Here is an 18866-nt window from a genome sequence, read left to right as displayed (position 1 = left end):
ACACCATGGAGTTTGACTGGAGCGTCATCTGGCCCGCCATGCCAGCGCTGCTTGAAGGCGCAAAGATGACCTTAATCATCTCAATCATTGGCCTGGTTGGCGGGTTAATTATCGGCCTGGTGGCCGGTTTCGCCCGTGCTTACGGTGGCTGGATCACCAACAACATTGCGCTGGTGTTTATTGAGATCATCCGCGGCACCCCGATTGTGGTGCAGGTGATGTTTATCTATTTCGCCCTGCCGATGGCCTTCCCCGACCTGCGTATCGATCCGTTCAGCGCGGCGGTAGTGACCATTATGATTAACTCCGGCGCCTACATTGCGGAAATTACCCGCGGTGCGGTGCTGTCGATCAACAAAGGCTTCCGCGAAGCGGGCCTGGCGCTTGGCCTGTCGAGCCGCGAAACGCTGCGCTATGTGATTATGCCGCTGGCACTGCGCCGCATGTTGCCACCGCTGGGTAACCAGTGGATTGTCAGCATCAAAGATACTTCGCTGTTTATCGTTATCGGCGTCGCTGAACTGACGCGTCAGGGTCAGGAGATTATCGCCGGTAACTTCCGCGCTCTGGAGATCTGGAGCGCCGTCGCGATCATCTATCTGGTGATTACGCTGGTGCTGAGCTTTGTGCTGCGCCGTGTTGAGAAAAGGGTGAAAATCCTGTGATTGAATTTAAAGATGTCTCGAAGCATTTTGGCCAGACCCAGGTGCTGCATAATATTGACCTGAAGATCAATCAGGGCGAAGTGGTGGTGATTATCGGGCCGTCCGGCTCGGGCAAATCGACCCTGCTGCGCTGCATTAACAAGCTGGAAGAGATCACCAGCGGCGAGCTGATTGTCGACGGTCTGCGGGTCAACGATCCGAAAGTGGATGACCGCCTGATCCGTCAGGAAGCGGGCATGGTTTTCCAGCAGTTTCACCTGTTCCCACAGATGAGCGCGCTGGATAACGTGGCGTTTGGTCCGATCCGGGTGCGCGGTGCCAGCAAAGAGGCGGCGCGTCAGCTGGCGAAAGAGCTGCTGGGCAAAGTGGGGCTGGCCGAGCGCGCACATCACTTCCCGTCCGAGCTTTCCGGTGGTCAGCAGCAGCGGGTGGCGATTGCCCGGGCGCTGGCGGTGAAACCCAAAATGATGCTGTTCGATGAGCCTACCTCGGCGCTGGACCCGGAACTGCGTCACGAAGTGTTAAAAGTGATGCAGGACCTGGCCGAAGAAGGCATGACGATGGTGATCGTGACCCATGAAGTAGGCTTCGCGCAGAAGGTCGCGTCGCGTCTGATCTTCATCGACAAAGGCCGTATCGCGGAGGATGGCGATCCGGACAGCCTGATCAGCAATCCACCCAGCGATCGTCTGCGCGAATTCCTGCAGCACGTTTCCTGATCGCCAGCGGGCCGCCCTGCCGGCCCGCTTTTCCTGCCTGCTCCGCCCTGCCGCTGCGGCAGATAAATCCTCATTAATCACGTTACTATCAATCGCCTGACTATACTTTCCCTCTTGTGAAGCACGCGCGTAGCTAAGGAGAAAGCCATGTCGTCAGCCTGCCCGCCCCGCCCTGTTGTATGGCACTGGTTGCTGTTGTTAATGATGTTAATTAGCCTGGCGCCACAGGTTCAGGCGGTCAATTTACCGCAGGCGGCGGTTGCCGCGCAGCAAACCAGCAAAGGGACAGGCGATCAATCCAGCCAGCCCGATCCCGACCAGCAAAAAGCGGCATACGCCGCACTGGCCAATATTCTTGAGAATGAACAGTCACGCCAGGCGCTGATTGAGCAGTTGCGTCACGTCTCCACCTCGCCGTCTGCCAGCGCTGCGCCGGGGTTGCTGCCGCCCGCTGCGGAGCAGGAAGATAAAACGGTGTTGCAGGGGCTGACCGAGGTTACCCGCGAGTACGGCGGCGTGGTGGCCTCGCAGTTCGTGCGGCTGCATGACAATATTGTCAAAGCGCCGCATAAGACCTTTAATCCCACCACCTTTATCAACGCGCTGAATCATTTCGCCGGACTGGCGCTGGCAATGTTCGCCCTTTACTGGCTGCTGCGCCGCCTGGTCTATCCGATCTATCGCCGGCTCGGCGTCTGGGGACGGCATAAGAATCGCGATCACCGTAACTGGCTGCAGCTGCCCGCCGCCATCGGTGGCGCATTTATTATCGATCTGCTGCTGCTGACGCTGGCGCTATTTGTGGGTCAGATCATCAGCGATAACTTCCACAGCGGCAACCGCACCATCGCCTATCAACAGGGACTGTTCCTCAACGCCTTCGCCCTGATTGAATTTTTTAAAGCGCTATTGCGGCTGATTTTCTGTCCGCACTTCCCGGCGCTGCGCTTTTTCCATCTCCCCGACAGCCGCGCTGCGTACTGGAATACCCGGCTGAGCTGGCTGAGCGGTGTGATGGGCTACGGCCTGCTGGTGGTGGTGCCGATTGTCAGTAATCAGGTCAACGTACAGATTGCCGCCCTGGTCAACATTATCATCATGGCGATCATGACCAGCTGGGCGCTGTATCTGATTTTCACCAACAAGCGCAGTATCCATAACGCGCTGATCGGGCTGGCCGACCGTAGCATGGCGTTCTTCGCGCTGTTTATCCGCGCCTTTGCTGTGATCTGGCACTGGCTGGCCAGCGCCTATTTTATTGCGCTGTTCCTGTTCTCGATTTTTAATCCCGGCGACAGCCTGAAATTTATGATGTCCGCCACGGTGCGCAGCCTGGCGATCATCGGTATCGCCGCCTTTGTCTCCGGAATACTGAGCCGCTGGATTGGTAAAACCATCATCCTGTCGCCCGATTTGCGACGTAACTACCCGGAACTGCAAAAGCGCGTCAACGACTGGGTTAAAGCGCTGCTCAAGCTGGCGCGCGTGCTGACGGTGTTCGCCACCCTGCTGCTGCTGCTTAACGCCTGGAACCTGTTTGATTTGTGGCACTGGCTGACGGTCGGGGCCGGAGAAAAAATGGTGGATGTGCTGATCCGCATCGTGATGATTGTGCTGCTGTCGGCCGTTGGCTGGACCGTGCTGGCCAGCCTGATTGAAAGCCGGCTGGCATCGGATTCGCATGGCCGGCCGCTGCCCAGTGCCCGTACCCGAACCCTGCTGACCCTGTTCCGCAACGCGCTGGCGGTGGTGATCAGCACCATCACCATTATGATCCTGCTGTCTGAGATTGGGGTAAACATTGCGCCGTTGCTGGCCGGAGCCGGTGCGCTGGGGCTGGCGGTCTCATTCGGTTCACAGACGCTGGTGAAAGATATTATTACCGGCATCTTTATCCAGTTCGAAAACGGCATGAACACCGGCGATCTGGTGACTATCGGCGCAATTACCGGCACGGTAGAGCGGATGTCGATTCGCTCGGTCGGGGTGCGTCAGGATACCGGTGCTTACCACATCATTCCGTGGTCCTCGATTACCACCTTTGCCAACTTTGTACGCGGTATCGGTTCGTTTGTCGCTAACTATGACGTGGATCGCAATGAGGATAGCGAACGCGCTAATCAGGCGTTGCAGGCAGCGGTGAAAGAGTTACTGGAGAATCCGGATATCCGCGGCATGGTGATTGGCGAACCGGGCTTTGCCGGTCTGGTGGGACTGACCAACCAGGCGTTTACGGTGCGCGTCTCGTTTACCACTCAGCCGCTCAAGCAGTGGACGGTGCGTTTTGCGCTGGATGATAAAGTGAAGAAACACTTTGACGCCGCCGGGATTAAAGCGCCGCACCAACGGGTGCAGGTGATGCAAACCGCCAGTGATGTCGCCGGTGCTGCCGCGTTACCGGCGCTGCCGTCACCGCCCTGAGTTCAGGGCGGGTCAGATTCCCCGCCCTGCGGGTTAGCGGCTTAACACTTTGCTGCGCTGTGCGGCAGGCATGAAACTCCACGCCAGAAAACGGCTCTGTTTCTGTCCCTGCGCCATATTCACTACCCGGACCTCCGCAACATCAAGCGCCCGCAACTGCTTTTCCAGCGTGGTCAGATTCTCTTTACGCGACACCAGCGAGGTGAACCAGACCACCTGACGGCTCAGCGCCACGCTCTCGGCGATCATCTTACCGACAAACGCCTTTTCGCCGCCGACGCACCAGAGTTCGTTATGCTGACCACCGAAGTTAAGCGGCGCACCTTTATCAAGGCCGAGATTGCGCACTTTACGCTGCGATCCGGCTGCCGCCTCCTCTGCCGAAGCGTGGAACGGCGGATTACACATCACCGCGTGGAAAAACTCGGTTTTGCTGACCACGCCAGCCAGCACCGCATCGCTGTTTTTCTGACGACGCAGGCGGATCTGGCGTGCCAGGCCAGGATTAGCCGCGACAATCCGGTTAGCCGCTTTGATCGCCGCCTCATCAATTTCGGTGCCGGTGAAGCGCCAGCCATATTCTGCTGCGCCGATCAGGGGATAGATGCAGTTTGCGCCACAGCCAATATCCAGCACGTCGACGGTCGGAATCGCCCCGTGGTTATCCAGCGCCAGCAGATCGGCCAGGTAGTGCAGGTAATCCGCCCGTCCCGGCACCGGTGGACAGAGCGATCCCGGCGCCAGCTGCCAGTCGATGCCGTAAAACAGCTTAATCAGCGCCTGATTGAGCAACATCACCGCGTCCGGGTCCGCAAAGTCGATTGAATCGACGCCATAACCGTTAGGCCGCACTTTGGCCGCCAGCGGCGGATGCGCAGCGGTTAACGCGGCAAAATCGTATTCGCCCTGATGGCGATTGCGGGCGTGGAAAGGCGACGAGCTGGCTGACTTTTTCATACGTTCTCTCAATTATTCAGGCGCGCGTACAATACGCTGTGAGCGACGGAAAATAAACCCGCACAATCCGCTTACCCGATTCGGCCGTCACAGACGATGCTGTCGGGCTAAGATGGAAAAATTCCCTACCGGAGAGGTTATGACGCATAAACGCTATTCCTATCAACCGCGTGCCGGCCACGGTCTGCCGCACGATCCCCTGAACGCCATCATCGGCCCGCGACCGATCGGCTGGATCAGTTCGATCAGCGCCAGCGGCCAGCGCAATCTGGCGCCCTACAGTTTTTTTAACTGTTTCAACTACCATCCGCCGATCATCGGTTTCGCCAGCAGCGGCTGGAAGGACAGCGTGCAGAACATTGCGGATACCAAAGAGTTTGTCTGGAACCTGGCGACCCGGCCACTGGCTGAAGCGATGAATGAGAGCTCGGCGTCGCTGTCAGCCGATCAGGATGAGTTTGCCTATGCCGGACTGACGCCGTTACCGGCATCGCAGGTTAAAGCCAGCCTGGTCGGCGAAAGCCCGGTTAACTTCGAATGCCGGCTGACCCAGCTGATCCAGTTACAGGATGCGCAGGGAAAGCCGATAGACAGCTGGCTGGTGCTGGGTGAGGCGGTGGCGATCCACATCAGTGAAAACCTGCTGGAAGCGGGCATTTATCAGACCGCCAAAGCCGAGCCGATTCTGCGCGCCGGCGGACCCAGCGCCTACTACGGCATCAGTGAAGCACAGCGCTTTGATTTAGTCCGTCCGGACGCGCGGCGCGGCTGATGATCACAGCGCATCGACCGGATGCGCTTTGATTTCACTCACTGCCCGGGCGATGTCAGGAGCCAGCCAGCGGTCCTGCTGCCAGCTTGCCACACTTTGCCGCAGTCGCCGCCAGGCGCGTAAGGTGCCGCTGGCTAATCGCGCCTCGCCGTGAAATTCCAGCGCCTGCGCGGCCAGCAGATATTCGATAGCGATGATGTGATCAACATTGCTCACCAGCTTCAGCAGTTTCAGTGCCGAGCCGGTGCCAAGGCTCAAATGATCTTCCTGCAATCCGGAGGTGACGTAGTTGTCCAGCACCGCCGGTTGTGCCAGCTGCCGGTTTTCAGCACAGAGTGATGCGGCGACATACTGCGCAATCATCATGCCCGAATTCACGCCCGGCTGTGCCACCAGAAACGGCGGCAGGCCACTCACCAGCGGATTCACCAGCCGATCGAGCCGCCGTTCGGCAATACTGCCCAGCTCCGCCAGCGCAATCGCCAGTACGTCACAGGCCATTGCCACCGATTCACCGTGCGGATTGGCCTGCGAAATGACCCGCCACGCCTGCGGTGTGCCGAGCACCAGCGGATTGTCGGTGCAGGCATTCAGTTCAGTCTCCACCTGACGCTGCGCGTGATCGAACTGATCGCGACAGGCACCGTGGACCTGCGGCATCGCGCGCAGACTGAGCGCGTCCTGGGTACGAATGCCCTGACTCTCGTTTAACACCGCACTGTCCATTAACAACCGGCGTAAACGTTCGCCGCTGCGCTGAATACCGGGACTGGCTTTCAGCGCCAGCACCTCAGGATCAAACGCCGCCAGCTGACCGCGTAACGCCTCGAAACTCATCGCCCCGGTGATATCCGCCCAGTCCAGCAGACGTTCTGCGTCGTCGAGCGCCAGACAGGCCAGACCGGTCATGCACGGCGTGCCGTTGACCAGGCTCAGCCCCTCTTTTGCGCCCGGCCGGAAAGGAGTCAGTCCATTGCGTTCCAGCGCCTGCTGCGCCGGCATCAGGTGCCCTTCCCACTCCACCTCCCCGATGCCAATCAGCGCCAGGCTGATGTGCGCCATATGGGTCAGATAGCCCACCGAGCCCTGCGACGGCACCTGAGGCGTAATCTGTAAATTGAGCAGCGCCAGCAGCCGCTCCACCAGCGCCACCGACACGCCCGATTTGCCGTGACTGTAGTTGGCGATCGCGGCGCACAGAATGGCGCGGACTTCCGGTTTACCGAGCGCTGGCCCGACACCACAGGCGTGACTGAGTAAGGTGTTGCGCGACAGCTGGCTCAGTTCATCGTCCGACAACGTGATGTTGCACAGCGCCCCGAGGCCGGTATTGATGCCGTAGGCCACCTGACCTGCCGCCACGATATTGCCGACGATTTCCCGGCCCTGCGCAATGCGTTGCCAGGCACTGTCGCTCAGCGCTAACGTGGCACCCTGCCGCGCCACCTTAACCACATCCCGCCACTGTAACGGCGTATCGCCCCAGACAAGGGTCTGACTCATAGCACCGGCTCCACCTGATGATGACTGGAAATAAACTGTTTAAACCGCGCCGAGCCTTGTTCGCCGAACATTTCCTGCGGCGTGCCCTGACAATCGATAGTGCCCTGATGCATAAACACCACCCGGTTAGAAACGTTGCGTGCAAATCCCATCTCATGGGTTACTACCAGCATGGTGCGTCCCTCCTCCGCCAGGCTGCGCATCACTTTCAGGACTTCCCCGACCAGCTCCGGATCGAGCGCCGAGGTCGGCTCATCAAACAGCATCACCTCCGGATCCATGGCCAGCGCGCGGGCAATGGCGACCCGCTGCTGCTGCCCGCCGGAGAGCTGCGCCGGATAGAAATCCTTGCGGTTCAGCAAGCCGACGCGGTCCAGTAGCTTTTCGGCTTCAGCGATGCAGGCTTTTTTGTCACGCTTCAGCACGTAATGCGGCCCTTCAATCACATTTTGCAGCACCGTAAGATGCGACCAGAGATTAAAGCTCTGAAACACCATGCCGAGCCGTGAGCGCAGTCGCTCAATCTGGCGCGGATTCGCCGCCAGCTGATGACCGCGGGCATGACGTTTCATCTCAATGGTTTCGCCGCCGACGCTGACCACACCGGCATCGGGCGTCTCTAACAGGTTAATGCAGCGCAGCAGGGTACTTTTTCCCGAGCCGCTGGCACCCAGAATCGAGATCACGTCCCCCTGATGTGCCTGCAGCGAGATGCCTTTCAGCACCTCCATTGCGCCAAAGGATTTATGGATATCGCTGGCCGACAGCGTGATGGGTGGCAGGGTTGACATTTTATTCTCCTCCGGGGATCGGCTTAGCGACCGGTAACGGCTTTTTTGCCGGTTTATGCACCGGCGTCAGACGCCGTTCCAGCAGGGCATACAGTTGAACAATAATGAAATTGAGGATCAGGTAGATCGCAGCGGCGCAGAGAAACACCTCCATGGTGCGGTAGGTGCGCTGAATGATCTGCTGCGCCACGCCGGTGACGTCCCACACCGTGACCAGGCTGGCCAGCGCGGTCGATTTAACCAGCAGAATAGCCTCGGTCGAATAAGCGGGCAGTGCGTAGCGCAACATCACCGGCGCGATAATCCGCCGCAGCAGCAGGCCGCGCGACATGCCACAGGCCATGCCCGCTTCCACCTGACCTGGCGGCACCGCCAGCAGTGCGCCACGCAGAATCTCGGCGGTGTAGGCGGCGGTACAGAGCGACAGCGCCAGCACCGCGCAGCTAAAAGGTTCCCGCAGGAATGGCCAGACGAAACTGTGGCGGATCACGCCAAACTGCCCGAGTCCGTAATAGATCAGAAACAGCTGAATCATCAGCGGCGAGCCGCGAAACACCAGGATGTAGCCGCGAGCAAACGCGCTCAGCAGCCGCCAGCGGCTCATCCGTAACGCCAGAATACCGACCGCCAGCACCCCGCCACACAGGAAGGCGCTGATAAACAGCCCTAGCGTCACCGGCAAGGCGGCGCTCAGCCGGAGAAAGGTGTCACTGAGAAAGGCAAAATCGATCATTATCGGGCTCCTTAATGCTGGGCAGCGGTGCGGCTTTGCCAGGCGCGGCCAAGGCGGGATTCGGCCCGCAGGAAGGCGCGGTTCGACAGCAGCGTCAGCGCCAGATAACAGGCGCCGCCGACCAGATAAAAGGTGAAGTAATCGCGGGTCGAACCGGCGGCGATCTGACTGGCGCGCATCAGCTCCACAATGCCGGTCACCGACACCAGCGCCGAATCTTTCAGGCTCATCTGCCAGACGTTTGACAGCCCCGGCAGCGCATAGCGCGCCACCTGCGGCAGCAGAATGCGCTGACGAATACGCCAGCGCGGCATGCCGATGGCAACCGCAGCTTCAATCTCCCCTTTCGCCAGCGCCAGACGGGCGGCACGGTAGACTTCTGCCTGATAAGATCCGGAGATCAGCCCGATAGCCAACGCGCCGATCAGAAACGGTGGCGCTTCGATAAACCCGTCAGCGCCGAACAGCTGGCCGACCAGGGTGATCAATCCCGATCCACCGAAGTAGAACAGATAGATCACCAGCAGTTCCGGGATGCCGCGAAAGACCACCGAATAGCCTTCTCCCAGCCAGCGCACGGCGCGGTGCGGCGACAGCTTCGCCGCCGCCACGCCGGAACCGACCACCGCGCCGACCAGTAGCGCGGCTAACGAGAGCAGCACCGTGGTCAGCGTCGCGCTCAAAATTAAGCGCCCCCAGCCGTCGGCACCAAAACTCAGCAGGCTCATCATGATTTACCTCACTCAGGGTGTAACGTCAGTTTTGAACCACTTCTCGCTCAGTTTTTTCACCGTGCCGTCGGCCAGTGCCGCCTTGATCGCCTGGTCGAGTCTGGCTTTCAAATCGTTATCCGCCATCCGCACCCCCATCGCTTCCCCCTCGCCCCAGATCGGACCGCCCAGCTGCGGGCCACTAAAGCTGAGGTTGCTGTTATCGGGACGCGCCAGCATCGACTGCGCAAACGTCACGTCGTCGAACACCGCGTCGATACGGCCCGCCTGTAAATCGAGAATCGCATCGGCGGAGCTGGTGTACTCACGGACGTCCGCGACCTCTTTGAAATATTTATCGATGAACGGCGTGTATACCGTGCCGGAGGCGATACCGATGCTTTTCCCCTTCAGCGCTGCTTTCAACGAGGCAATGGCGGTTTCAATCTGTTGCGGGTCATCATGCAGCTTGACGATCTGCGTATCAGCAGGCAGCAAACTGCCCTTAACGCTGATAAAGGTGGCGGGCGTTGAGGCGTAAGGCACGGTGAAGTTCACCACCTTCTTGCGATCGGGGGTGATGACAATCGCGTCCATGATCACATCATATTTTCCGGCGTTGAGGCCGGCGATCATCCCATCCCAGTTCTGCACCACCAGCCTGCACTGGATCGCCATACGCTGGCACAGGTCAGCCATCAGTTCCGGTTCAAACCCGCCCAGCTTGCCGCCTGGCAGCGTGAGGTTCCAGGGTTCGTAACTGCCTTCGGTAGCAATAGTGATCGATTTCCACTCTTTCGCCTGGGCAGTAACGCCACAGAGCAACAGGCTGGAAGCAAGGGTCGCGAGTGTTAAATGACGCAGGATCGGACGGTGTGTCATACGGTTCTCCTGAAAAGTAGCGGCCTGGTGATCGCCCTGGCAAGATTTAACAAAAATTTCACAGGATGATATGTCATGTATATACAAGTTAACGTGGCGCAGTTCATTGCCGTCTTTATCGTTTTGTGAGCCAGACAGGAATTATTCCGCGCGATTGTCAGCCGTTGCACTTGTACATACAACTTAGCAAAGCTTATGCCAGCTCTGGTTTTACGCTGGGAAAGGGTGCAACGGCGGGCGACACGTCAGTCTGTGCCCGCCGTGGCACCGGATTAGTGCGCGACTGCACCCACTCAGTGCAGTCGGCTATCAGGCGCTGGCCTGAGCCAGCATGCGCTGAATCAGCGCTTTGAGAAGTTTTTGCAGCTGAGTTGCCCGTGCCTGCTGCCAGGCGTAAGGCGGCGTTTCATCCATATAGTTAAGCTGTGCAAGTTCCAGCTGTACCGCCTCAATCTGCTGCTGCGGCTGGCCGTAGGCGCGGGTGATATAGCCGCCCTTGAAGCGGCCATTGATCACCCAGCTGTAGTCACTCTGTGCGGCGCACACCGACTGAATCGCCCCGGTCAGCGCGGGACTGCAGCTGGCACCGTCGTTGGTCCCGATATTAAGATCGGGCAGTCGTCCCTCAAACAAACGTGGGATATGGCTGGCAATCGAGTGCGCATCAAACAGCAGCGCGTAACCGTGCTGCGCTTTAAGGCGCGCCAGTTCCTGCTGGATCTGCTGATGATAGGGATGCCAGATCTGGTCGATATAGCCCTGACGCTGGCTCGCATCCGGCGTTTTGCCTGGCGCAAAGGTGGGCGTCCCGTCAAACAGCGTCTCCGGGAACAGGCCGGTAGTGGCAGTGGTGTAGAGCGGCTGGTTATCCGGCGGCCGGTTGAGATCGATCACGTAACGGGAATAGTGACCGATCAGCACGCTGGCCCCGAGATCCCGCACGAAATCGTACAGCAGCGGAATGTGCCAGTCGGTGTCCGGCAGGCCGCGTGCGGCCTCACTCAGCCCGGCTTCAACCTCCGGCGTCAGCTGGGTACCGGCATGCGGGATGCTGACCAGCAGCGGCAGCCTGCCCGGGGTAAAATGAAAAGCCTTCATTGACGTTCTCCACGATAGATGACGGTACAGGGCAGCTCACCACCCAGCCAGTAAACCAGTTCCGCCGGACGAGCCAGCGGCCAGTGGACGAAGTTCGCCACTTTTCCCACTTCAAGCGAGCCGTGACTGCTGGCTAATCCCAGCGCCTGGGCACCGTATAACGTGACCCCGGCCAGCGCCTCTTCCGGCGTCATGCCAAACAGCGTACAGCCCATGTTCAGCATCAGACGCAACGACAGTGCCGGCGAAGTGCCCGGATTCGCGTCACTGGCCAGCGCCATCGGCACGCCGTAGCGTCGAAACAGCGCCACCGGCGGACGCTGGGTTTCACGCAGCAGATAGAACGCGCCAGGCAGCAATACCGCGACCGTGCCGTGCTGCGCCATCGCCTGCGCATCGGCTTCGGTAGCATATTCCAGATGATCGGCCGACAGGGCACCGAAGCTCGCCGCCAGCGTGGCGCCGCCCAGCGAAGAGAGCTGCTCGGCGTGCAGTTTCACCGGCAGGCCCAGCGCTTTTGCCCGTTCAAACACCCGCGTCACCTGCTGCGGTGAAAACGCCAGATGCTCGCAAAACGCATCAACCGCATCTGCCAGCCCCTGCGTTTTGACCTGCGGTAACAGGCGATCGCAGATGATATCGATCCAGCCCTCGGGATCGTGCCTGAACTCCGGCGGAAACGCATGGGCAGCCAGACAGGTCGCCAGCACATCGGCGGCGACGCTGTCACCGAGCCGGCGAATCGCGCGCAGCATGCGCAGTTCACTCTCTTCATCAAGCCCGTAGCCGGACTTGATCTCCACGGTTGTGACCCCTTCCGCCAGCAGGCGATCGAGCCGCCAGCGCGCCGACGCCACCAGCTGATCTTCGGTGGCGCTTCGGGTAGCGCGCACGGTAGAGAGAATGCCGCCGCCCTGAGCCGCAATTTCCGCATAGCTGACGCCATTCAGGCGCTGTTCGAACTCCTGGCTGCGATTGCCGCCAAACACCAGATGCGTATGACAATCCACCAGTCCCGGCGTAATAATGCCGCCGGGCAGGCGGTGATGCTGTTCAGCCTGGAACGCGGGCATCTCTGCCTGCGGCCCGACCCAAACCAGCCTGCCCGCCCTGACGACCAGCGCGCCCTGCGGGATCAGATGGTACTTACCGCCGCGCATGGTCACCAGATCGGCACCGGTCCAGACACTCTCTACCTGCATATCCTCTGCCATCGCTGCCTCTTGCCTCCGCCGTTTACACTGTGCGTTAAAGTATGTATATGTATATACAACCACATCCGTTGAGGATCAACCATGGCGACTTTTTTTGCCCCGCGCGCAATGCTGGCTGAAGGCTGGCGACAACAGGTTCGTATCTCGGTCAATCCGGCCGGTTTTATCGAGGCGATTACGCCCGACAGCGATGCCGGAGAAGCGATCCGGCTGGATGGCGAGGTGATCCCGGCGATCGCCAATCTGCATTCGCACGCTTTTCAGCGCGCCATGGCGGGCCTGGCCGAAGTCGCAGGCGATCCGCAGGACAGTTTCTGGACCTGGCGCGATTTGATGTACCGGATGGTGCAGCGCCTGACGCCGGAACAGGTGGGCGATATTGCCGCCCTGCTCTACATCGAGATGCTGAAAGGCGGCTACAGCCAGGTGGCGGAATTTCACTATCTGCATCACGATCCTGACGGCACGCCCTACCCTGACGATGCGATGCTGCAACAGCTGATCCGCGCGGCCGAAGTGGCGGGTATCGGTCAGACGCTGCTGCCGGTGCTTTACAGCTACAGCGGGTTTGGTGCTCAGCCGCCGACAACCGGACAGAAACGTTTTATTCAGCAAACCGATCGCTATCTGCAGCAGCAGTCCCGCCTGCATCAGCTGCAACGAAACCGGCCGCTACTGAATGCGGGTCTCTGTTTTCATTCGCTGCGGGCGGTGAGTGAAAGTCAGATGCAGCAGGTGCTGGCGGCCAGTGACCCGACTCTGCCGGTGCATATTCACGTCGCGGAACAGCAAAAAGAGATCAATGACTCGCTGGCGTGGAGCGGAGAGCGGCCGGTGTCGTGGCTGCTGAATCGCTTTGCGGTCGATAGCCGCTGGTGCCTGATTCACGCCACCCATCTCGATCAGAGTGAGCTGTCGCGTCTCGCCGCCAGTGGCGCGGTGGCCGGGTTATGCCCAACCACCGAGGCCAATCTGGGCGACGGCATTTTTCCGGCGGTGGAGTATATCGCGCAGGGCGGACGCTGGGGCATTGGCTCCGACAGCCACGTTTCGCTGAGTATTAACGAAGAATTACGCTGGCTGGAGTATGCCCAGCGGCTGCGCGACCAGCGCCGCAATCGCATCACCCTGCCGGGCCAGCCTTCAGTCGGCGATCTGCTGTGGCAGCAGGCGGCGGCAGGCGGCGCTCAGGCGTGCGGCATTCAGCAGGGTTCGCTGGCGGTGGGACAGCGGGCCGACTGGCTGGTGCTGCGCGACGAGGCGTGGCTCGGCAGTGTCGATCAGCGTTCGCTGCTGAATCGCTGGCTGTTCGCCGGTCAGCGCGATCAGATCCGTGACGTCTACGTCGCCGGCAATGCGGTGATCAAAGAGGGCTATCACCCGGCGCAGGCTGCCTGTGCGGCCCGGTTCAGCCAGGCGATGGCGGCACTGCGATGATTACCCGGTTTGCTTATGCTGACTTAGCGGTCAGTCGCTGGCGTAACGGCGGCGGAGAGACCCGCGAGCTGATCGGTTATCCGCCCGGCGCGGTATCGTTTGAATGGCGCGCCAGCATCGCGACGCTGGCGCAGGATGGGCCGTTCTCCGCCTTTCCCGGCATTGATCGCATTATCACCCTGCTGCACGGTGACGCGGTCATACTGACCGGCCCCGGCGTGCAACACCGCTTAACGCCGTTGCAGCCCTGGGCGTTTGCCGGTGAACTGGCGTTAGATGCCCGGCTGGAGGGAGGGATCAGTGAGGATTTTAATATCATGACCCGACGCGGGAAGTGGCAGGCAACGGTTGAAGTGGTGACCGATGCGGTCAGCAGCCCGCATGGCGTCGCCTGGGTGCTGGCGGGGCAATGGCAACTGGCGGACGGCGAGCGGCTGGCAGCGCAGCACGGAGTCGGCTGGGCAGACCAGCTTACCGGGCTGCGCCCAATCGGAGCGGATGCCCGGCTGCTGCTGACCCGGCTTAGCCGTGTCCCTTAAACCGGCCCAGCAGTTTATAGCGAGAGCCGGGATAGAGCAGGCGCGCATAGGTAACGATTTTGTTGTCGCTCCAGGTCTGACGGCGGATCAGCAGACAAGGCTCATGTTCCTCCAGCGCCAGATGTTTACGCTGGCGCGCGTCGGGCAGCACCGCTTCAACAATGTGCTCGCCCGCGGTCAGCGGCGCGACCCGCATCAGATAGGTATAAGGCGTCTGGCTGTGGTAATCCTGGGTCAGATAATCGGGCGCGACCAGCGGGTTAACCAGCCGATCCTCCAGCTGCACCGGCAGCTCATTTTCATAATGCACAATCAGCGAATAGTAGAGCGTCTGCCCGGTGGAGAGTCCCAGCACCGCCGCCTGCTCAGGATCGGCTTTATTCTGGCCGATGGCGAGAATTTTGCAGCTATGCTGATGCCCGCGCTGGGCGATCTCATCGGCGATGTTATGCACTTCCAGCATCGCGGTGTAGCCTTTCATTTCGGCGACAAAAGTGCCGACGCCCTGCATCCGCACCAGAAACCCTTCGCTGGTCAGCTCACGCAGCGCCCGGTTAATCGTCATCCGGCTGACGCCCAGCTCATTCACCAGTTCACTTTCTGAGGGCACTCGCTGGTTAGCCTTCCAACGTCCCTCCCGAATCTGGCTGACAATTGCCTGCTTCACACGCTGATAAATCGGCGCGGGTTCATCGCTCATGGCCGCAGCCAGTTGTGCCAGTGCCGTATGCTCGACCATTTGCTGTTCCTTATCCTGATAATGCCTCAAGTTTACTGTCTCGCTGCGTGAATGTATATACATCCGTCACCGCCGGTTGCGCCTCATCAGTGCAGGCGACGCATCGGGCTGGTGCAGGCGCTGCGTCACAGTTTGCCGGTAACCCATGGCTGGCGGGCGAGGCATTTTTGTGATCGGTCTGGCACGGCCCTTGCTACTTGTATAGACAAGAATAGACACTTATGCTTCACTCGCCTTATCCCGCTGGATCAGGGCAATGAACATCCCTTAGCCACGCCAGCACACTTGTATAGACAGGAGTAGAGTATGTCAGGATCGTCGCAGCGATTACAGCTGGTGCCAGGCGAGGTGGATCTCGCCACATTACGCGCTATCTATCAGGGTAACGTCACCCTTAGCCTCGATCAGCAGGCGCGCCAGGCCATTGCAGACGCGCAGCAAACCGTCGAGGCGATTGTCGCCTCCGGCAAGGTGGTGTACGGCATTAACACCGGTTTCGGCAAACTGGCGCAGACGCAAATCCCGGCCGGCCGGCTGGCCGATCTGCAGCGTAATCTGGTGCTGTCGCACAGCGTCGGCCTCGGTGAACTGCTGCCGGACAACGTGACTCGTCTGGTGGTCGCCACCAAAATTATCAGCCTGGCGCGCGGCCACTCCGGCGTGCGTATCGAACTGGTCGAGGCGCTGCTGGCGCTGTTTAACGCCGGCGTTATGCCCTGCATCCCGGAAAAAGGCTCGGTGGGCGCTTCCGGCGATCTGGCACCGCTGGCCCACATGTCGCTGATGCTGCTGGGCGAAGGTCAGGTGCGGCTCAACGGCGCGCTGATCCCGGCGACGGAAGGCCTGGCAGCGGTCGGGCTGTCGCCGTTTGTGCTCGGCCCGAAAGAGGGACTGGCGCTGCTTAACGGCACCCAGGTCTCGACCGCGCTGGCGCTGCGCGGCCTGTTTGAAGCTGAAAACCTGTTTGCCGCCGGACTGATGGCCGGTGCGCTGTCGCTGGAGGCGATTAAAGGCTCGCTGAAGCCCTACGACGCCCGCATTCATCAGGCGCGCGGTCAGCAGGGGCAGATTGCTGTGGCCGCCGCGGTCAGCGCCCTGATTGAAGGCAGTGAAATCCTCACCTCCCATGCCCACTGCGGCCGGGTGCAGGACCCCTACTCGATTCGCTGCGTACCGCAGGTGATGGGCGCCTGTCTCGATAATCTGTGCCACGCGGCGCGGATATTGCAGATTGAAGCCAACGCCGCCTCCGATAACCCGCTGGTGTTCAGCGACAGCGGCGATGTGATCTCCGGCGGTAACTTCCATGCTGAGCCGGTGGCCTTTGCCGCAGATATCCTGGCGCTGGCGATTGCTGAAGTCGGGGCGATATCTGAACGTCGCCTGGCACTGCTGCTGGATACCGGCTTATCCGGTCTGCCACCGTTCCTGGTGCGTGACGGCGGGGTAAACTCCGGCTTTATGATCGCCCAGGTCACCGCGGCGGCGCTGGCCTCCGAGAACAAATCACTGGCACATCCCGGCAGCGTAGACAGTCTGCCGACCTCTGCCAATCAGGAAGATCACGTGTCGATGGCGACCTACGCTGCCCGCCGCCTCGGCAGCATGTGTTTCAACAGCGCAGCGGTCGTCGGCATCGAAGCGATGGCAGCGGCGCAGGGCATTGAATTTAACCGGCCGCTGAAAAGCTCGCCAACACTCGAGCAGGCGATTGACCTGATCCGCCAGCGGGTGGCCTTCCTTGAAGAGGATCGCCTGCTGGCACCCGATATCGACGCGATGCGTCAGTGGGCAAGTCGCGCTGACTGGCCTCAGGCTCTGACCGCGCTGCTGCCCAGCCTGCGCGCCCTCACTTCTGCTGAATAAGGAATCTGTAATGAGCGAAACCCTGTCTCAGGCCGTGGCACGCGAGATCCGTGCTCCGCATGGCACCACCCTGCACTGCGCCAACTGGCTGATTGAAGCCGCTTACCGGATGATCCAGAACAACCTCGATCCTGACGTTGCCGAGCGGCCGGAAGATCTGGTGGTTTACGGCGGCATCGGCAAAGCGGCGCGTAACTGGGAATGCTTCGAGCAGATCCTGCGCTCGCTCAAGGCGTTACAGCCTGATGAGACGCTGCTAATCCAGAGCGGCAAGCCGGTCGGGGTGTTCCGTACCCACGCCGACGCGCCCCGCGTGCTGCTGGCAAACTCCAATCTGGTGCCGCACTGGGCCACCTGGGATCACTTCCATGAGCTGGATAAGGCCGGCCTGATGATGTACGGCCAGATGACCGCCGGTTCGTGGATCTACATTGGCGCGCAGGGCATCGTGCAGGGCACCTATGAAACCTTCGTCGAAGCGGGACGCCAGCACTATAACAACGATCTGAGCGGACGCTGGATCCTGACTGCCGGTCTCGGCGGCATGGGCGGCGCGCAACCGCTGGCTGGCGTGCTGGCAGGTGCCTGCGTGCTGGCTATTGAGTGCCAGGAGTCGCGCATCGATTTTCGTCTGCGTACCCGCTACGTCGATTATAAAGCCACCTCGCTGGATGAGGCTCTGGCGCTGATTAACGAGGCAACCACGGCGAAAAAAGCCATTTCGGTCGGACTGCTGGGCAATGCCGCCGAGATCCTGCCGGAGTTGGTCAAACGTGCCAGAGCGGGCGGACCAAAACCGGACATCGTCACCGATCAGACCTCGGCCCACGATCCGATCAACGGCTATCTGCCGATTGGCTGGGATCTGGCGCGCTGGCAGCAGGAAAAGGTGTCACAGCCCAAAGCGGTAGAGAAAGCGGCGCGCGCCTCGATGGCAGTTCACGTGCAGGCGATGCTCGACTTCTGTCATATGGGCATTCCGACCGTCGACTATGGCAACAACATCCGTCAGGTGGCGCTGGATGAAGGGGTCACCAACGCATTCGACTTCCCGGGCTTTGTCCCGGCCTACATCCGTCCCCTGTTCTGTGAAGGCAAAGGACCGTTCCGCTGGGTGGCGCTGTCGGGCGATCCGGAAGATATCTACAAAACCGACGCCAAATTAAAGCAGCTGTTTCCGCAGCATAAAACCCTGCATCGCTGGCTCGACATGGCGCAGGAGCGCATCGCCTTCCAGGGACTGCCGGCCCGCATCTGCTGGCTCGGCCTCGGCGAACGTCATCTCGCGGGCCTGGCCTTCAACGAAATGGTGCGCAATGGCGAACTGAAAGCGCCGGTGGTGATTGGCCGCGATCATCTCGACTGCGGCTCGGTCGCCTCACCAAACCGTGAAACAGAAGCGATGAAAGATGGCTCGGATGCGGTGTCAGACTGGCCGTTGCTCAATGCGCTGCTCAACACCGCGGGCGGCGCGACCTGGGTCAGCCTGCATCACGGCGGCGGCGTGGGGATGGGCTTCTCACAGCACGCGGGGGTGGTGATTGTCTGCGACGGCAGCAAAGAGGCGGATGCGCGACTGGGCCGGGTTTTGTGGAACGATCCGGCGACCGGCGTAATGCGCCACGCCGATGCCGGTTATCAACAGGCGCAGGCCTGTGCAGAGCAGCACGGCCTGAATCTGCCGATGCTGCAGAAGTAGCTCACCGTCGGGGTCAGCGCCAGGCTGGCCCCGCTTTTTACCCGCCTCGTCAGCCACCGTTACTTATTAGTTATTCCATTTTGATTTAGCCTATAGCCAGATTTCGCCCTAACGGCAATAG

Annotated in this window: 17 protein-coding genes; 8 read left to right on the top strand and 9 right to left on the bottom strand. The window is 60.4% G+C overall.

Annotation, left to right across the window (positions count from 1 at the left end; translation table 11 throughout):
- Window positions 1-5 precede the first annotated feature (5 nt).
- The 3 genes from glnP (at window position 6) to ybiO (ending at window position 3805) form a co-directional block, all read left to right on the top strand.
- The gene (gene glnP / locus AC6I8D_RS06165) at window positions 6-665 is read left to right on the top strand and encodes a glutamine ABC transporter permease GlnP (protein ID WP_031377032.1); all 660 of its coding nucleotides are present in this window, start codon (window positions 6-8) and stop codon (window positions 663-665) included.
- Window positions 662-1384 carry a glutamine ABC transporter ATP-binding protein GlnQ gene (gene glnQ, locus AC6I8D_RS06160; RefSeq protein WP_312052844.1) on the top strand — a complete coding sequence of 241 codons (723 nt, stop codon included), beginning with the start codon at window positions 662-664 and terminating at the stop codon, window positions 1382-1384. Before glnP ends, glnQ begins: the two co-directional genes overlap by 4 nt.
- A gap of 147 nt (window positions 1385-1531) precedes the next feature.
- Window positions 1532-3805 carry a mechanosensitive channel protein gene (gene ybiO / locus AC6I8D_RS06155; protein ID WP_497819800.1) on the top strand — a complete coding sequence of 758 codons (2274 nt, stop codon included), beginning with the start codon at window positions 1532-1534 and terminating at the stop codon, window positions 3803-3805.
- A 33-nt stretch (window positions 3806-3838) separates the two neighbouring features.
- Here the strand turns inward: ybiO and rlmF are convergent, their stop codons facing one another.
- Entirely contained in the window at window positions 3839-4762 is a 924-nt protein-coding gene (gene rlmF, locus AC6I8D_RS06150; protein ID WP_312052848.1) for a 23S rRNA (adenine(1618)-N(6))-methyltransferase RlmF, read from the bottom strand.
- Window positions 4763-4901: 139 nt separating this feature from the next.
- On the opposite strand from rlmF, the gene AC6I8D_RS06145 reads away from it, so the two are divergent.
- Complete coding sequence (locus AC6I8D_RS06145; protein ID WP_312052850.1) at window positions 4902-5534, top strand: flavin reductase family protein; 633 nt, start codon at window positions 4902-4904, stop codon at window positions 5532-5534.
- A gap of 3 nt (window positions 5535-5537) precedes the next feature.
- On the opposite strand, the gene AC6I8D_RS06140 is transcribed toward AC6I8D_RS06145, so the two are convergent.
- The 7 genes from AC6I8D_RS06140 to hutI form a co-directional block, all read right to left on the bottom strand.
- Window positions 5538-7037 carry an HAL/PAL/TAL family ammonia-lyase gene (locus tag AC6I8D_RS06140; protein ID WP_497819799.1) on the bottom strand — a complete coding sequence of 500 codons (1500 nt, stop codon included), beginning with the start codon at window positions 7035-7037 and terminating at the stop codon, window positions 5538-5540.
- Complete coding sequence (locus AC6I8D_RS06135; protein ID WP_069728077.1) at window positions 7034-7828, bottom strand: ABC transporter ATP-binding protein; 795 nt, start codon at window positions 7826-7828, stop codon at window positions 7034-7036. Before AC6I8D_RS06135 ends, AC6I8D_RS06140 begins: the two co-directional genes overlap by 4 nt.
- Window position 7829: 1 nt before the next feature.
- On the bottom strand, window positions 7830-8561 hold the full coding sequence (locus AC6I8D_RS06130; RefSeq protein WP_031377039.1) for an ABC transporter permease: 732 nt from the start codon (window positions 8559-8561) through the stop codon (window positions 7830-7832).
- A gap of 11 nt (window positions 8562-8572) precedes the next feature.
- Window positions 8573-9292: an ABC transporter permease gene (locus AC6I8D_RS06125; protein WP_497819798.1), complete on the bottom strand. Its 720-nt coding sequence runs from the start codon at window positions 9290-9292 to the stop codon at window positions 8573-8575.
- Window positions 9293-9304: 12 nt separating this feature from the next.
- Complete coding sequence (locus AC6I8D_RS06120; RefSeq protein WP_497819797.1) at window positions 9305-10153, bottom strand: transporter substrate-binding domain-containing protein; 849 nt, start codon at window positions 10151-10153, stop codon at window positions 9305-9307.
- A 309-nt stretch (window positions 10154-10462) separates the two neighbouring features.
- Complete coding sequence (gene hutG, locus AC6I8D_RS06115) at window positions 10463-11251, bottom strand: N-formylglutamate deformylase (RefSeq protein WP_497819796.1); 789 nt, start codon at window positions 11249-11251, stop codon at window positions 10463-10465.
- Window positions 11248-12465: an imidazolonepropionase gene (gene hutI / locus AC6I8D_RS06110; protein WP_497819795.1), complete on the bottom strand. Its 1218-nt coding sequence runs from the start codon at window positions 12463-12465 to the stop codon at window positions 11248-11250. Before hutI ends, hutG begins: the two co-directional genes overlap by 4 nt.
- Window positions 12466-12546: 81 nt before the next feature.
- Between hutI and AC6I8D_RS06105 the strand changes: the two genes are divergently transcribed.
- Together AC6I8D_RS06105 and AC6I8D_RS06100 are read left to right on the top strand one after the other, a co-directional pair.
- The gene (locus tag AC6I8D_RS06105) at window positions 12547-13902 is read left to right on the top strand and encodes a formimidoylglutamate deiminase (RefSeq protein WP_497819794.1); all 1356 of its coding nucleotides are present in this window, start codon (window positions 12547-12549) and stop codon (window positions 13900-13902) included.
- Window positions 13899-14441 carry a HutD/Ves family protein gene (locus AC6I8D_RS06100; RefSeq protein WP_497819793.1) on the top strand — a complete coding sequence of 181 codons (543 nt, stop codon included), beginning with the start codon at window positions 13899-13901 and terminating at the stop codon, window positions 14439-14441. Before AC6I8D_RS06105 ends, AC6I8D_RS06100 begins: the two co-directional genes overlap by 4 nt.
- On the opposite strand, the gene hutC is transcribed toward AC6I8D_RS06100, so the two are convergent.
- Complete coding sequence (gene hutC, locus AC6I8D_RS06095; RefSeq protein ID WP_312756380.1) at window positions 14425-15180, bottom strand: histidine utilization transcriptional repressor HutC; 756 nt, start codon at window positions 15178-15180, stop codon at window positions 14425-14427. The two genes, AC6I8D_RS06100 and hutC, sit on opposite strands and share 17 nt — an antisense overlap.
- Window positions 15181-15486: 306 nt before the next feature.
- Between hutC and hutH the strand changes: the two genes are divergently transcribed.
- Window positions 15487-17046, top strand: a complete 1560-nt coding sequence (gene hutH / locus AC6I8D_RS06090; protein WP_497819792.1) for a histidine ammonia-lyase — start codon at window positions 15487-15489, stop codon at window positions 17044-17046.
- A gap of 10 nt (window positions 17047-17056) precedes the next feature.
- Window positions 17057-18745: a urocanate hydratase gene (hutU, locus tag AC6I8D_RS06085; RefSeq protein WP_312052868.1), complete on the top strand. Its 1689-nt coding sequence runs from the start codon at window positions 17057-17059 to the stop codon at window positions 18743-18745.
- Window positions 18746-18866 lie beyond the last annotated feature (121 nt).

This window comes from Pantoea sp. X-Soil-MYKO-1785 (assembly GCF_059730675.1).
This window is presented reverse-complemented; position numbering and strand designations above follow the sequence as displayed.

Excerpts from the sequence above, each read along its gene's own strand:
- hutC (WP_312756380.1), bottom strand. The coding sequence starts at position 15,180 with ATGGTCGAGCATACGGCACTGGCACAACTGGCTGCGGCCATGAGCGAT.
- AC6I8D_RS06145 (WP_312052850.1), top strand. The coding sequence starts at position 4,902 with ATGACGCATAAACGCTATTCCTATCAACCGCGTGCCGGCCACGGTCTG.
- hutI (WP_497819795.1), bottom strand. The coding sequence starts at position 12,465 with ATGGCAGAGGATATGCAGGTAGAGAGTGTCTGGACCGGTGCCGATCTG.
- glnP (WP_031377032.1), top strand. The coding sequence starts at position 6 with ATGGAGTTTGACTGGAGCGTCATCTGGCCCGCCATGCCAGCGCTGCTT.
- AC6I8D_RS06130 (WP_031377039.1), bottom strand. The coding sequence starts at position 8,561 with ATGATCGATTTTGCCTTTCTCAGTGACACCTTTCTCCGGCTGAGCGCC.
- hutG (WP_497819796.1), bottom strand. The coding sequence starts at position 11,251 with ATGAAGGCTTTTCATTTTACCCCGGGCAGGCTGCCGCTGCTGGTCAGC.
- AC6I8D_RS06140 (WP_497819799.1), bottom strand. The coding sequence starts at position 7,037 with ATGAGTCAGACCCTTGTCTGGGGCGATACGCCGTTACAGTGGCGGGAT.
- ybiO (WP_497819800.1), top strand. The coding sequence starts at position 1,532 with ATGTCGTCAGCCTGCCCGCCCCGCCCTGTTGTATGGCACTGGTTGCTG.
- hutU (WP_312052868.1), top strand. The coding sequence starts at position 17,057 with ATGAGCGAAACCCTGTCTCAGGCCGTGGCACGCGAGATCCGTGCTCCG.
- AC6I8D_RS06105 (WP_497819794.1), top strand. The coding sequence starts at position 12,547 with ATGGCGACTTTTTTTGCCCCGCGCGCAATGCTGGCTGAAGGCTGGCGA.
- AC6I8D_RS06120 (WP_497819797.1), bottom strand. The coding sequence starts at position 10,153 with ATGACACACCGTCCGATCCTGCGTCATTTAACACTCGCGACCCTTGCT.
- AC6I8D_RS06125 (WP_497819798.1), bottom strand. The coding sequence starts at position 9,292 with ATGATGAGCCTGCTGAGTTTTGGTGCCGACGGCTGGGGGCGCTTAATT.
- AC6I8D_RS06135 (WP_069728077.1), bottom strand. The coding sequence starts at position 7,828 with ATGTCAACCCTGCCACCCATCACGCTGTCGGCCAGCGATATCCATAAA.
- AC6I8D_RS06100 (WP_497819793.1), top strand. The coding sequence starts at position 13,899 with ATGATTACCCGGTTTGCTTATGCTGACTTAGCGGTCAGTCGCTGGCGT.
- hutH (WP_497819792.1), top strand. The coding sequence starts at position 15,487 with ATGTCAGGATCGTCGCAGCGATTACAGCTGGTGCCAGGCGAGGTGGAT.
- rlmF (WP_312052848.1), bottom strand. The coding sequence starts at position 4,762 with ATGAAAAAGTCAGCCAGCTCGTCGCCTTTCCACGCCCGCAATCGCCAT.